Below are 13,942 nucleotides of genomic sequence, written 5' to 3' on the forward strand. Positions count from 1 at the left end.
TTAAATTCCCTCCTAACCAAGAATTTAGGGGATTTTTCCATGAACAGATTTTTCTACCAATCAGCACAAACCCTGTTGAATCAATATGTCGACCGATTTCCATTACTTAAAATCACCCAATTACTAGACTGAAACCTTTGCAAACCCCCAAAGCAGTTGTATTGCTTTGGGGGTTTGCAAAAGTTTCAGCCTTTTATTCTTTCACGCGCGCCAATCCCACCGCAGCCATATTATCAAAATCCAAGGTACGCTCCGTTTCTTTTAGCGCATTGATACGTGCCACTTGTTTACACAAAACCAAAGCGTAAACTGCCGCACCCTGTGTCCATAAATATCGCCCTGCAAATTCCATTAATTGCCAGTTTTCAGGCTGCCTAATTGGCGGCAAATGATGAATAAAATGGACTTGTTCAATGTACCAACCGAGAGATTCTGCCCATTTTCTAACTACCGACAACGCGACCCCTTCTCCTACATTAGGCAAATCATGACTTAAATGAATGCGCCAAATAGAATGCGGATTAAATCCTGTCAGCAACACGCAACCTTGTTCATCAAGAACTTGATACAGCTCCATCAAAATACGCAATATTTCAGTTTCCGTATCCGGCAAATGCGCCGCAATAACCGCATCAAAACTGCCTTCACGCCAAGGCAAATGAGTTGCATCTGCCAATATATCCGCAGGCAAAAAACGAGCTTGTTTCACTTGCCAAGTACGCGCGTAATTTCCATTTATGCAGCCTGAAAGATGACCCAATAATAATGTTCGATAAGGTTGGTATTGCGATAAGGCAGCCTGAAAAAAATGTTCTTCTTGTTCAAGTAGGTAGCGACCAAGTGCATCATTTCTAAACCAATTTTGCAAATAGCTCACATCCATATTGATTTATCCCATCTATCTATTGTATTTTTATTTGCAATAAATTATCACATAATTTGAATTATTTAGCTGAAATTTTCCAACTTGACAGTTCCGAGTATTCGCTTTACGATGCTGGATTATTTTTGTATTACTACATATTTTGTTTATGAAAAACACCAAGACCATCGCCATTGCTGTTGTGTGCAGTTTACTTATCCTACCCACATGGGCACACAGCAAATCATACACCCCAGCACAAACAGGGTCGGCGATGATGCTTCTGCAAAACTCTCCATTTAGCACACAACAATCCAATAGCTTTGTGTCCAATTTTTCATTGGGTTCACATGGCAGTATGTGGACAAATTTACGCAAAACATTCCGCATGGAAGAAGTTAATCCATCTTTGGTACGCAGCCACGAAAGCAAATTTGTCACTAATAGTGCTTATTTTAATCGCACGATTGTTCGCAGCACACCTTACATGTATCACATCGTCAATGAAGTGAAAAAACGCAATATGCCAGGTGAAATTGCGTTATTGCCTTTTATTGAGAGTGCATACGTAACCAAAGCACGTTCGCACGTTGGTGCATCGGGCTTGTGGCAATTTATGCCTGCAACAGGTCGCCATTATGGTTTGGAACAAACACCTTTGTATGATGGTCGCCATGATGTGTACGCCTCTACCGATGCAGCATTGAATTATTTGCAATACTTATATGGCTTATTTGGTGATTGGTCATTGGCATTGGCAGCATATAACTGGGGTGAAGGTAATGTAACACGCGCCATTAATCGTGCAATGGCTGCTGGTTTACCACCAACTTATGAAAATTTGCGTATGCCCAACGAAACACGCAATTATGTGCCAAAATTATTAGCTGTACGCAATTTGGTTAATAATCCACAGGCTTACGGTATTACGCTGCCTGAAATGAAATCAGAACCCTATTTTAAAACGGTTATGATAGATAAGCCGATTGATGTGATGGCAGCAGCACATTTAGCAAATATTTCAGAAAGTGAATTTCTGGCTTTAAATCCAGCTTTCAAAACACCCGTGTTTATCCCCAAAGGACAACATCGCCAAATGTTATTGCCTGTTAATGCAGTTCGTACATTTGAGCATAACTACAAAAATTCCGACCCTCAAACTTTGCTGTCTTGGGATGTTTATACGCCAGATACACGCGTTGCCTTGGCAGATATTGCGGCGCAAACAGGTAGTAGTGTAAGTGAGTTACGTCGATTAAATGGTATTAGTTCAGCTTATGTTAATGCAGGGCGGACAATCTTGGTCAATAAAAACCGCGCATCTGGTATTAAACCATTTACTGCATTTGCCAAAGTAGATGTGGACAATACGCCAGATACTTTTGTGGAACAAGCACCTGTATTACCACAAGGGGTTGCAACTCCTTCTGTAAATATTGCACGCCAAAATACGACTGCAAAAACGCAAACATTTGCTACTACGCCATCTCCATCAACCGCATTTATGGCAAATACTACCAATCGTCAAGTGCTGGGTAATCAATCCAATACACAGACTGTATCGCAAGTCATACAAAATACAATAAGGCAGCCTGAAAGTGATGAATTGATGCAATTAGTACAAGCCTCACAGGAAAGATTGCGTGCCGAACAAGCTGTACGCAATAGTTTAGCTCAATCAGAAGCCATAGAAGCGCGCAATCGTGCTGCGGCAGAACAACGAGCTGCAGCAGAACGTCGTCGCCAACAGCTTGCAGCTGCTGAACGTGCTAAAACCGAAACAGCTAATCGTGCCCGAGAAGAAGCTATTGCACGTGCTAAACCTGCAACCACCTACAAAGTTGGCGAAGGTGATACACTGTATAGCATCGCTAAACGTCATAATATAGATGTGGCAGATTTAATTGCTGGCAATAATATTAAGGGAAACCATATTCAGACAGGACAAGTCTTGAAAGTGGTGTTTAATAACCAATCTGCAACACAAACCGAACGAGTGCAGGCGGTGCGAGCAGTAGCCAATAGTCGAACAGTTGGCAATGTCCGTGCAGTTAATGCACGAGAAGAGCGTAAACCAAGTACACATGTCGTCCGTAAAGGAGATACCTTAAATAGTGTTGCCGAACGATACAATATCAAACCTAGTGAGCTGAAACGCCTAAATGGTGGTAGCAATACCATTAGAATAGGGCAAACATTAAAATTGACACATTAAAGCTAGAAAACCAATCAGCCGTTCTTGTGCAAAAATACCACAAGAGCGGCTTTGTTCTACTTAATCACTTGTCATACATGATTACAAAACACTACAATCTACGTTGCTTTCAGGCTGCTTTAATTGATAAATAAAGGCAGCCTGAAAAATTAGAACCTTTATTGATTACTGTTGTAGTAGATTAGCTTGAACAGAACAAGCCAATATTGATTTATCCAACCCAAGATAATTTACTATAAATTAAGGCTCATAAATAAACCAAGGAAATACATCATAATGATTTGGAATATACCCATCGGGCTCACATGGATGAGAATTGCACTTATCCCATTGTTTACGATATTGTTTTATTTGCCCAAACATTGGATAGAACCGCAAACCATTAATATAGCCGCTGCTGCAATTTTTGCCATTGCAGGAATTACGGATTGGTTAGATGGATTTCTGGCTAGACATTGGAAGCAAACTTCAGATTTTGGCGCATTCTTAGACCCAGTTGCGGATAAATTGATGGTTGCCGTAGCACTTATCTTATTGGTTAAATTAGACCGCACACTAGCAATTTATGCCATGATTATCATTGGACGCGAAATTACCATTTCCGCGTTACGCGAATGGATGGCGCAAATGGGAAAACGAAACAGTGTTGCTGTTGCTTATGTTGGCAAATTAAAAACTGCCGCACAAATGGCAGCCATTTTTTTATTACTGCTAGATACCTTGCCAAGCAGTACAATCAATCTTCATGATATTGGTAACCTGTTGATGTTTATCGCATCTATTTTAACAATTTGGTCAATGTTCTATTATCTAAAAATGGCATGGAAAGAATTTCAATAATTCTTTATTACAAAATGCTTGACAGTTTTTTTTTAGTTGCTATAATAACACCTTCTTTGTTGCATAGATAAAGAAATGCGGGAATAGCTCAGTTGGTAGAGCGCAACCTTGCCAAGGTTGAGGTCGCGAGTTCGAGACTCGTTTCCCGCTCCACAATTTAGTACAACTTTTAATCAGGGCGGGAATAGCTCAGTTGGTAGAGCGCAACCTTGCCAAGGTTGAGGTCGCGAGTTCGAGACTCGTTTCCCGCTCCACTCTGATTAAATTGCCCAAGCGGGAATAGCTCAGTTGGTAGAGCGCAACCTTGCCAAGGTTGAGGTCGCGAGTTCGAGACTCGTTTCCCGCTCCATTTTTTTGTCTCGAGACTTATTTTCAGACTGCTTAATTAGGGCGAAATAGCATAGTGGTAATGCACCGGATTGCAAATCCGTGGACGCCAGTTCGATTCTGGCTTTCGCCTCCACGATTTTCAGTTATGGCGGGGTGGCAGAGTGTTGATGCGATAAGGGGTGCAACTCTTATATAGGCTGGTTTAATTCCATGCCCCCGCCTCCAATCAAGTTTTAAGTGTGCCTGGGTGGTGAAATTGGTAGACACAGCGGACTTAAAATCCGCCGACCCTAACACGGTCGTACCGGTTCGATTCCGGTCCTAGGCACCAATATTATTAAATTTAATCAATTGATTAAAAAAATAAAGGTACATTTTTTACAATGTACCTTTATTTTTTATAACCTACTTCTCATTCATCATCTTGATTCGCTTGCCTATCCAATTCACGCAACCAAGCCAATTTTTCAGCAATTTTAATTTCCAAACCACGCGGTACAGGCTGATAAAAATCAGGCTCATCTACGCCATCGGGCATATACGTTTCTCCTGCGGCATAGGCATTTGGTTCATCATGGGCATAGCGATAATCGCGTCCATAACCCAATTCTTGCATCAACTTGGTCGGCGCATTGCACAAATGCACGGGAACAGCCGCGCTGTCGTGTTCGCGCACAAATTGGCGCATTTGATTGTACGCCACATAACCTGCATTGGATTTTGCCGCGCTCGCCAAATACAAAACGGCTTGCGCCAACGCCAATTCGCCTTCGGGCGAACCCAAACGTTCAAATGTACTTGCCGCATCGTTGGCGATTTGCAAGGCGCGCGGGTCAGCAAGTCCAATGTCTTCCCACGCCATGCGGACAATGCGCCGCGCCAAATAACGTGGGTCTGCGCCACCATCCAGCATACGACAAAACCAATACAGCGCGGCATTGGGGTGTGAGCCACGCACGGATTTGTGCAAGGCGGAAATTTGGTTGTAAAACTGTTCGCCACCTTTGTCAAAACGGCGGATTTGCTCGCCCAAAGTTTGCACGACTAATTCTGCTGTGATTTCAGAATGTTGTTGCGTGATGGCGGCGCGTAAGATTTGTTCTATATGGTTCAAAAATCGCCGTGCATCGCCATCGGCAGACTGTATCAATAAATCTTGTGCATCATCGTGTAAGATGATGTTTTGATATTCAGGCAGCCTGAAAACTTTGTCGCATAATTTTTTCAGGCTGCCTTCATTCAATGATTTTAAAACATAAACTTGGGCGCGTGATAAAAGAGCGGGATTGACTTCAAATGATGGATTTTCGGTGGTTGCGCCGATAAATGTGATGAGTCCACTTTCAACGTGCGGTAAAAATGCGTCTTGTTGGGATTTGTTGAAACGATGCACTTCGTCCACAAATAAAATGGTGCGTTGTTGATTTTGCCATGCGATTTCGGCTTTGACGATGGCTTCGCGTATCTCTTTTACGCCCGAAAATACGGCGGATAGGGGTAGAAATTGTGCGCCAAATCCTTGCGCCACAATACGCGCTAATGTGGTTTTGCCGATACCAGGGCTGCCCCACAAGAGCATGGAATGTGGTACGCCGCTTTCTAGTGCGATGCGTAGTGGTTTGCCCGCTCCTGTTAGGTGTTCTTGTCCGATGACTTCGTCCAATGTTTGTGGACGGAGTCGTTCGGCGAGTGGGGCGGTGGGTGTTTGAGTAAACAAATCTTGCATGATGATATAATCGTTTTAAATTTAAAATCAAGGCAGCCTGAAAACCTATTTTCAGGCTGCCTTTATTATAGTTGTTTAAAATAAAGTTTGTTCAATATCGCCATTATCAAACATTAAAGTTTTTTCGGGATAACGCAATGCTGCTAAACGAAAATCGGATTGCGCTGGCGTGATGCCTTTTTTGCGGTCGCGCCATCTCGCACCAACAGAAAAATCAACACAAAATACGTTTTTTCGTGCGCCATGCCAATGATGGGGTGGCATGGTAAAAATGTTTTCACGGTGTTTAGGCTGGGATAAATTGTGCCAAGTTCGCCAATAATGACCAATCACAACGTCTGCTGAGTCGGTGTACTCTTCCCACCATGGATTGCGTACGGAAAATCGCCAACGTCCACCTGCAAAAAATGGGGCATCGGCTGCTTTTTCTATGCCGCAAGTCAAGGCGCGAACGGGGTGGCGACTGCTGCGGTAAATGTCATGTATGGCGGTTGCGTGCAGCATGGGCGGTGGAATGCAGTTATTTTCCAAGCCGTGTGCATATTGGCGTTGTTCTTCTAAATAATCATCAAACCATGGGGCGTGTTTGATGCAGCAATGGAGTTCATCGTCCCATTCTTGTATTAGTTGGACGATGTTACTGTTTTGATTTTCTTTTATTTTTTCAATAGCTTGTGGTAGCCATGCGGCATGCACGATGCGTAAATCGGGACGCTGTAATATTAAAGGTTGCTGTTGCAGAAATTGAATCAGGCTGTTGCGTTGTTTTTCAGGCAGCCTTTGCCATGGGGCATAATGGTAACTGTCTTTTTCGGCGCGACAATCAAAAAACCAACCTGACCCGTCTTTGGGTTCGTGCATCAATAAATTGATTTCGTGATTACCCAGTACCATAAATGCGTTGCCTGCAAGATGTATTTGGCGAAATAAATCTAATACGGCGGGAGAATCGGGACCTCTATCTACTAAATCGCCCACAAAAACGAGCTTGCGCCCTTGTGGATGTTTACCTGCTGGGGAGTAGCCAAGATAGTGCAGTAGATTTTGCAGGGCTTCTATTTGCCCGTGTACATCGCCGATGATGTCTAGGGGGCAGTTTGGCAGGGTTTGAATGAGGGACATGGTTGATTTGAAATAATAGAAAAAAGAAGAATTATAGCATTTTAAATATATTTTCAGGCTGCCTATTAACAAGAGGCAGCCTGAAAACTGTTTAAAAATTAAAATTTGTAACTGATAGATGCGTTGATATTACGTCCTGCACCATAGTAGCAATAGTAATCGCAACCACCCAAATAGCGACGGTCGCCAACGTTATCTACATTCAGTTGTGCTGTCCAGTTGTTGCCAAATGGATAACGTGCCATCACATCAAACAAAGTGGCTGACGGCACTTTTGCACCTGAATACAATGAACCATTGGCTGTTACGCTATTGCCAATATAACGCATACCTGCACCCAAAACCAGACCATTCAGGCTGCCTTGATTGAAGGTATAGGCAGTTTTGAGCGATAAAGTGTGTTTGGGGAACAATGGCTGACGTACATCGCCACCTGTATTATTTTGCACCACGCTTAAATAAGTATAAGCTGTGCTAACATTCAGGTTTTCCAACACATTAGCATCGGCTTGAAATTCTATGCCTTTGCGTGTGGTATCACTATCATTTTCTGTTATCATCGCGCCATTAACTAATCGACTATACAAAGCCCCTTTATCTTTAGCACGGAATGCCGCCAATGACAGATTACCGTCTAACCAAGCTGGCGCGTATTTGACACCAATTTCGGTTTGTTTGGTGATATTTGGGTCATGTAAATTATTTAAACCATCTACACCATTAAGCAGCCTGAAAGATTCATTGTAAGAAATATATGGATTAAAGCCCTTTGGCGCGTGATACATCACAGAAGCGGAGTATGACGTGTGGTTGTCTTTAATTTTTTGATTGCTAATATTCTCTTCATTTTCTGCACGGTCGTGGCGTACACCCAAACCTACTGTAAATTGTTTGTTGATACGCGCTTGGTTTTGCAGATAAAAACCCAGTTGTGTCGCTTTGATATTTTGGCGTGGTGCAGCAGAAACATTTTGTGCTTGTCCCCAACCAGCTTGTGGATTCAATAAATTAGTTGAAGTAGTTGAACCAAAGAAAGTGTATAACGCATCTACTTTTTGATTACGATAATCCACACCACCTACCAATGTGTTATCTAACCAATTATTTTTAAATTTCCAAGTTAAACGGTTATCAAAATTATGGCTTTTAGATGTACCGTTATTGAAGACTACACCACGCGAAACAACATAATTTGTTGCAAAAGGATAAACATACGCACCACGATGATAATTATCTGCCTTACTATAACGATAGCTACTATTAAACGTCAGATTATTATCCAATTTATGCGAAAACTCATAACCCAAACCATATTGTTTATTGGTTTCCGTATCATTCACAGGGTCGCCATAATTACTGCTGCGGCTAATATAACTGCCGTCAGGGAATGGGCGTAACGTACCTTCCTGTGGCAAAAAGTTGCTGCTTGGTGTCCCCTTATCACGTTGATAACTTGCCAAAATATCCAAACGTGTGTGTGGCGTAATGTCCCATTGTACAGTCGGAGCAATATACAAGGTGCCATTATCCGTTTTGTCCCATTCGCCGTCCGCATGTTTATACGAACCCGTTACGCGATAACGCAAGCTATTATCCGCATTCAGGCTGCCTGTATAATCTCCAGCCAAACCATAGTGCCCTTTATTACCACCACTCAAACGCACTTCGCCTTTACCTACTTGATTGCGATTGGCACGTTTACTGATGTAATTAATCAAGCCACCAGAATTTGCCGCACCAAAGGTAATAGAATCTGCACCTTTGGTTACTTCCACCGCTTCCACACCATAAATTTCAGTCAATGGTTTAAAAAAACCATATTCAAACACAGGCATGCCGTTTACCGCTTGAGTTGCTTCCGTACCGCGCACACGGAACCAGTTGGTATTGGTGTCGCTACCAAAAATCTGATTGGAAAAACCTGCTTGATAACGCGCAATTTCATCGGTTTTTTGCACGTTTTGCGCTTCTAAATTTTCGCGCGAAATCGCTACCGCAGATTTGGCTTGACGAAATGGCACAACGCCAACACGGTTCATACTGCCCGTTACCACAACATTTTGTAATTCTTGTTTTTGTGTTTCAGATTCAGCATAGGCAGCCTGAAACATTGTAAATAAAGATGCCGCCAATAAAGTGCGCGTGAATATTGTTTTTGTTTGCATAATACAATCCTAAATTTTAGTGAAAATATAAATAAAAATGATTTTTACAACGCTTTAATTTTACTAAAATTAGTTAGATATTTACAAGTTTTTGCGTGTGAACGAGACATTTTTAATCTATAGGGAGCTGGCAACACTGTACTGGCTTAAATTGAATCTATTATATTTAATAAAAACAAATAGTTAAAAAATATAAAAATGTCAGATTCGAGAATACGACTCATAATTTTGAGTTTGGCGAAGGCTTTCAGGCTGCCTATTGATACAAACTACACTTTACTACAAAAATATATTATTCAAATCTAAATAAAATAACTAAATAATCAATTAATTAAAACAAAAATATCCATTTTATCATTTACATTAGCACATAAATCACAACAAAAATTTGCAAAATACTATCTTGGTGCTAGAATAAATCACCTTTTTTATTTCATCGTATAACACAAAAGGGTTTCATCATGTTATTTATCATACAATTTGCAATCGTATTGCTGTGTATTCTTGCTGGCGCACGGGCTGGCGGGATTGGTTTAGGTGTTTTTGGGGGCATTGGTTTAGCGGTGCTAACATTTGGTTTTGGTCTGCAACCTACCAGCCCTCCCATTGATGTCATGTTGATGATTATGGCTGTTATTTCCGCAGCAGCAGCCATGCAAGCATCGGGGGGGTTAGACTATATGATTAAAATTGCCACACGCATTTTACGTAGCAATCCCAAACACATCACATTTATTGCACCAGCAGTAACCTATCTATTCACAGTATTAGCAGGTACAGGACACGTTGCCTATTCTGTTTTACCTGTCATCGCCGAAGTTAGCCGTCGCAACGGTATTCGTCCAGAACGTCCTCTTTCAATGGCAGTCATTGCTTCTCAATTTGCGATTATCGCCAGTCCAATTGCAGCAGCGGTTACCGCAACCGTTACCTTTCTCGAACCGCAAAATATCCACCTCGGAACAATCTTAATGGTTACCGTTCCATCTACTATTTTAGGTTTGGGCTTGGCTTGCGTATTTGTCAATAAAATGGGCAAAGAATTGAAAGATGACCCAATCTATCAACGACGTTTGCAAAACCCTGAATATGCCGCATCATTGGCAAATAATACGGTAATAGAAGAAGATAAACCCATCAGCAGTAAAGCCAAAATTTCTTTGGGTATTTTCTTGGGTGCCGCATTATTGGTTGTGATTATGGGTGCTATTCCATCGTTGCGACCTTCATTTGGTGAAGTAGGCAAAATGAAACCATTGGGTATGGCTCACACCATTGAAATCATTATGTTATCAGCAGGTGCATTGATTTTACTGATTTGCAAACCTGATAATCATGCCATTACCAGAGGTTCTGTTTTCCATGCAGGGATGCGTGCCATCATTGCCGTATTCGGTATTGCATGGTTGGGCGACACTTTGATGCAAGCGCATATTGATACCGTCAAAGCTGCTGTATCTGGCTTGGTACACACCGCACCTTGGACATTCGCCTTTGCCCTATTTATTTTATCTGTATTGGTAAACAGTCAAGGCGCAACTGTAGCTACATTATTTCCTGTCGCCATTGCATTGGGCGTACCAGCACCCATTATTATTGGTACATTTGTCGCCGTCAATGGCTACTTCTTCGTGCCAAATTATGGGCCTATCATCGCATCTATTGACTTTGATACAACAGGAACAACCAAAATTGGTAAATACATTTTTAACCACAGCTTTATGATTCCAGGCTTGCTGAGCATGATATTTAGCTTAATCTTTGGTTTATTTTTTGCCAAAATGTTGATGTAACTTATGGAATCTGTATCCACAATCCTAATAGATTATTTTTATTACCACTTAATGCGACTGCTGCGTTAGTTTTTCATACCAATAGTCCAGATATAGTGGATTCAATTTAAATCAGGACAAGGCGACAGCGACCGCCGTGTACACATAGTACATAAGGGAGCTGGCAACGCTGTACTGGTTTAAATTGAATTCACTATATTATAGGCAGCCTGAAAATTTATCAAAACACAAATAAGCAGCCTGAAAACCACATTTCAGGCTGCTTATTATCTTTTAAGCAATTTGACTCAAAAACTGTTTAGCACGTTCCGTTTTTGGATTAGTAAAGAATGTTTCAGGGTCATCTTGTTCCACAATTTGTCCCTTATCCACAAAAATCACATAATCCGCCACATCACGCGCAAACCCCATTTCGTGTGTCACACACATCATCGTCATGCCAGATTGAGCTAAGTCTTTCATTACCTTCAACACTTCTCCCACCATTTCAGGGTCAAGCGCAGAAGTTGGCTCATCAAACAGCATCACACGCGGCTCCATTGCCAAACCGCGTGCAATCGCCACGCGCTGTTGCTGACCACCCGATAATTGCGAAGGAAATGCATCTTTTTTATGTGCCAGACCCACTTTTTCCAGCAATTCCATCGCTTTAGCTTCTGCTGCTTCCTTACTCAATCCTTTAACTTTAATCGGCGACAAAGTAATATTATCCAACACACTCAAATGCGGATACAAATTAAAGTGTTGGAACACAAAACCCACGTCCGAACGCACTTTGTTCAAATCCGTTTTCGGGTCGGCAACATTCACGCCATTGACCCAAATTTCGCCTGATTCAATGCTTTCCAACTGGTTTACCGTGCGAATTAGCGTAGATTTGCCCGAACCCGAAGGTCCGCACACCACCACCACTTCGCCTTGTTTGATGTTTAAATTCACACCATTAATCACATGTAAATCTTTGAAATATTTGTGAACATTTCTAAAACTTACCATATATTGTTCAGAGTTAATTGTTTCGGTCATTTTCATTCCTTATATTTATGATTTTTTTGGTTTTCAGGCTGCCTGAAAATCTCTTTCACATTCAAAATCCACATCTGCTGCTTGATATGAATAAACCCCTAATTTCTCAACCAAACTGATTTTGTGCTGTTCAAGCGCGTATTTTTGCACAAAAATCATACATGAGTTAGCGTAATCATTCCAAGTTGCTGCAATTAATTTGTTTGATTACATCAAAAAATAATTATTTCAAATAGTTATAAAGAATAATCAACATTGTACATTTTATATTTCTTTTATGGTTTCAGGCTGCCTATTATTCTCTGTTATCTCCTAAAAAGGCTTTCCTGCGATGTCTATTGATTTCACTCATAATATCACAGATAACATCTTCATCACCCAAGCCTATCAAAAGAGCAAATATCCAACACAAAGCACCTAGCCAAGGCTTGATAACCCCAGCAACAGGCATCACAAAACACAGAATAAAGTATTTAGTTTGGTCTAATGGTTTGGCAAAGTCTCTTGTAGAAATAAATTCTTTAGTACCATTACTCAATAAAAGTATTAACTTACCTTCCCATGCTATCTCTTTAACGCCCCAAATTTGTTTCCATTCAATAAATTTTTCTTCCCCTTGAAACTTGTAATATAAACCCTCTTCTCTTGCCGCCAAATAATCGGGGCGAATAAATGATTTTAGCCAATTTTTAACATTATTTTGATAAATGGCATTAGCAAATGCCAGAAATAATGCAAAGTACACCCCTAAAAATAATAGAGCATAAGCCATGTCTTTCAAGGATTTATTCAGAAAATTATGACGTGTTTGCTCATCAAAAATAAAAACAAGAAAAGGTATGCTCAAAAGCATGCATACAACCAAAAAACAGATAAACATCACAAAACCAGAATCTTCTCTGTATATCCATTTTTTGCTCATATCAAATGCTTTCTAACAATATTTTTCAGGCTGCCTGAAAAAAATCAATGCGTATTAAACAAACTCATCTGCCCATTTTTCAGACAATATTTTTGCGCCGAAATACAATAAGATGAATCCTGCATCACATCATCAATGATTTCCTGCATTTGCGCCAAAGCATCCTGATTATCCGCCCCACAAACCAGCAACATATCACGCGCTGGCACGGCAAAAACAGGATATGGCGCAACATCCAATTCCGCCATTTCCGTGATTTTTTCCAGCAATAAAATCAAAGACGCATCAAACACATCGTCCAAATAAATCTGATACAAACCGTTTTCGCTTTGGCGATAACCCAAATCTTCGCTTTGGCTCAGGTAATTTTCCAAATTTTCAAGCGCGATTTGGTGCAGCATTTCATCGTTTTCAATGCCCAATTTGGCGACATCATCGCGGTTCAGGCTTTTCAACGCATCGCCCGTATCCACCATATAAATCAATGAAATATCGCCAGCCAATGGACAAATACACAAATGTTCGATCGGATTTTTGCCTTCTTTTTGATACATTTGCGCCACATAATTGACGTATCCAGCCGATTTAATGGTGGGGAAAATGTGTTCGCGTTTAATCTCTTGCGTTTTGTCTTTCCCCAAATGTGCGACCGCTACAAGGGTTTGCACGATGATTTCAGGCAAATCATCAGGATTGTGCTGATAACGCGCAAAATGGTTGCCCAAATACGATTCCGCTTGGTCGCCATTATTGAATGTCAGATGAACGGTGGTGTTTTCCAAATCATCTCCCCATTCAATTTTGGCTGTACCGTCAATATTTTGCTGGATTTCTTGGGCGAAATATTCGGCAAATTCGCGCCAATTCATGATGGTTTGTTTATTTGAAAATAGGTTCTTAATCAAAGACATTTGGGGTTTTCCTTTTTCAGGCTGCCTGAA

11 protein-coding genes and 5 tRNA genes are annotated in these 13,942 nt (G+C 41.1%); 8 read left to right on the forward strand and 8 right to left on the reverse strand.

What is annotated here, in order from left to right; translation table 11 throughout:
* Positions 1-193 precede the first annotated feature (193 nt).
* Positions 194-883 (reverse strand): class I SAM-dependent methyltransferase, encoded by a 690-nt coding sequence (locus tag MIS45_RS03280; RefSeq protein WP_249450981.1) that lies wholly within the window; start codon positions 881-883, stop codon positions 194-196.
* 148 nt (positions 884-1,031) lie between these two features.
* Here MIS45_RS03280 and MIS45_RS03285 point away from each other — a divergent pair, with 148 nt between their 5' ends.
* The 7 genes from MIS45_RS03285 (at position 1,032) to MIS45_RS03315 (ending at position 4,578) form a co-directional block, all read left to right on the forward strand.
* Positions 1,032-3,077, forward strand: coding sequence for a lytic transglycosylase (locus MIS45_RS03285; RefSeq protein WP_249450982.1), 2,046 nt, complete (start codon positions 1,032-1,034; stop codon positions 3,075-3,077).
* A gap of 276 nt (positions 3,078-3,353) precedes the next feature.
* Positions 3,354-3,917 carry a CDP-diacylglycerol--glycerol-3-phosphate 3-phosphatidyltransferase gene (pgsA, locus tag MIS45_RS03290; protein ID WP_249443236.1) on the forward strand — a complete coding sequence of 188 codons (564 nt, stop codon included), beginning with the start codon at positions 3,354-3,356 and terminating at the stop codon, positions 3,915-3,917.
* Between the two features lie 77 nt (positions 3,918-3,994).
* A tRNA-Gly gene (locus tag MIS45_RS03295) sits at positions 3,995-4,070 on the forward strand.
* A gap of 25 nt (positions 4,071-4,095) precedes the next feature.
* A tRNA-Gly gene (locus MIS45_RS03300) sits at positions 4,096-4,171 on the forward strand.
* 19 nt (positions 4,172-4,190) lie between these two features.
* Positions 4,191-4,266, forward strand: a tRNA-Gly gene (locus MIS45_RS03305).
* Positions 4,267-4,306: 40 nt separating this feature from the next.
* Positions 4,307-4,380, forward strand: a tRNA-Cys gene (locus MIS45_RS03310).
* 108 nt (positions 4,381-4,488) lie between these two features.
* Positions 4,489-4,578, forward strand: a tRNA-Leu gene (locus MIS45_RS03315).
* Between the two features lie 81 nt (positions 4,579-4,659).
* On the opposite strand, the gene MIS45_RS03320 is transcribed toward MIS45_RS03315, so the two are convergent.
* From MIS45_RS03320 to MIS45_RS03330, 3 genes are all read right to left on the reverse strand, one after another.
* Positions 4,660-5,973, reverse strand: a complete 1,314-nt coding sequence (locus MIS45_RS03320) for a replication-associated recombination protein A (RefSeq protein ID WP_249450983.1) — start codon at positions 5,971-5,973, stop codon at positions 4,660-4,662.
* Between the two features lie 75 nt (positions 5,974-6,048).
* On the reverse strand, positions 6,049-7,095 hold the full coding sequence (locus MIS45_RS03325) for a metallophosphoesterase (RefSeq protein WP_249450984.1): 1,047 nt from the start codon (positions 7,093-7,095) through the stop codon (positions 6,049-6,051).
* Between the two features lie 98 nt (positions 7,096-7,193).
* A complete protein-coding gene (locus MIS45_RS03330; RefSeq protein ID WP_249450985.1) occupies positions 7,194-9,260 on the reverse strand; it encodes a TonB-dependent siderophore receptor in 2,067 nt (688 codons plus the stop codon).
* 461 nt (positions 9,261-9,721) lie between these two features.
* On the opposite strand from MIS45_RS03330, the gene MIS45_RS03335 reads away from it, so the two are divergent.
* Positions 9,722-11,053, forward strand: a complete 1,332-nt coding sequence (locus MIS45_RS03335; RefSeq protein WP_249450986.1) for an anaerobic C4-dicarboxylate transporter — start codon at positions 9,722-9,724, stop codon at positions 11,051-11,053.
* 273 nt (positions 11,054-11,326) lie between these two features.
* Here MIS45_RS03335 and MIS45_RS03340 read toward each other — a convergent pair whose 3' ends face one another.
* From MIS45_RS03340 to MIS45_RS03350, 4 genes are all read right to left on the reverse strand, one after another.
* The gene (locus MIS45_RS03340) at positions 11,327-12,049 is read right to left on the reverse strand and encodes an amino acid ABC transporter ATP-binding protein (RefSeq protein ID WP_249443772.1); all 723 of its coding nucleotides are present in this window, start codon (positions 12,047-12,049) and stop codon (positions 11,327-11,329) included.
* A 63-nt stretch (positions 12,050-12,112) separates the two neighbouring features.
* On the reverse strand, positions 12,113-12,238 hold the full coding sequence (locus MIS45_RS11325) for a hypothetical protein (protein WP_283397436.1): 126 nt from the start codon (positions 12,236-12,238) through the stop codon (positions 12,113-12,115).
* A gap of 136 nt (positions 12,239-12,374) precedes the next feature.
* Positions 12,375-13,001, reverse strand: a complete 627-nt coding sequence (locus MIS45_RS03345; protein WP_249450987.1) for a hypothetical protein — start codon at positions 12,999-13,001, stop codon at positions 12,375-12,377.
* 44 nt (positions 13,002-13,045) lie between these two features.
* Complete coding sequence (locus tag MIS45_RS03350; RefSeq protein WP_249450988.1) at positions 13,046-13,912, reverse strand: DUF1444 family protein; 867 nt, start codon at positions 13,910-13,912, stop codon at positions 13,046-13,048.
* Positions 13,913-13,942: the final 30 nt, after the last annotated feature.

This window comes from Wielerella bovis, assembly GCF_022354465.1.
Taxonomy (GTDB): domain Bacteria; phylum Pseudomonadota; class Gammaproteobacteria; order Burkholderiales; family Neisseriaceae; genus Wielerella; species Wielerella bovis.

Bases quoted from the DNA above. Each gene is read 5' to 3' on its own strand.
- MIS45_RS03320 (WP_249450983.1), bottom strand. From the start codon at position 5,973: ATGCAAGATTTGTTTACTCAAACACCCACCGCCCCACTCGCCGAACGA.
- MIS45_RS03330 (WP_249450985.1), bottom strand. From the start codon at position 9,260: ATGCAAACAAAAACAATATTCACGCGCACTTTATTGGCGGCATCTTTA.
- MIS45_RS03285 (WP_249450982.1), top strand. From the start codon at position 1,032: ATGAAAAACACCAAGACCATCGCCATTGCTGTTGTGTGCAGTTTACTT.
- MIS45_RS03345 (WP_249450987.1), bottom strand. From the start codon at position 13,001: ATGAGCAAAAAATGGATATACAGAGAAGATTCTGGTTTTGTGATGTTT.
- MIS45_RS03280 (WP_249450981.1), bottom strand. From the start codon at position 883: ATGGATGTGAGCTATTTGCAAAATTGGTTTAGAAATGATGCACTTGGT.
- MIS45_RS03325 (WP_249450984.1), bottom strand. From the start codon at position 7,095: ATGTCCCTCATTCAAACCCTGCCAAACTGCCCCCTAGACATCATCGGC.
- pgsA (WP_249443236.1), top strand. From the start codon at position 3,354: ATGATTTGGAATATACCCATCGGGCTCACATGGATGAGAATTGCACTT.
- MIS45_RS03335 (WP_249450986.1), top strand. From the start codon at position 9,722: ATGTTATTTATCATACAATTTGCAATCGTATTGCTGTGTATTCTTGCT.
- MIS45_RS03350 (WP_249450988.1), bottom strand. From the start codon at position 13,912: ATGTCTTTGATTAAGAACCTATTTTCAAATAAACAAACCATCATGAAT.
- MIS45_RS11325 (WP_283397436.1), bottom strand. From the start codon at position 12,238: ATGATTTTTGTGCAAAAATACGCGCTTGAACAGCACAAAATCAGTTTG.
- MIS45_RS03340 (WP_249443772.1), bottom strand. From the start codon at position 12,049: ATGGTAAGTTTTAGAAATGTTCACAAATATTTCAAAGATTTACATGTG.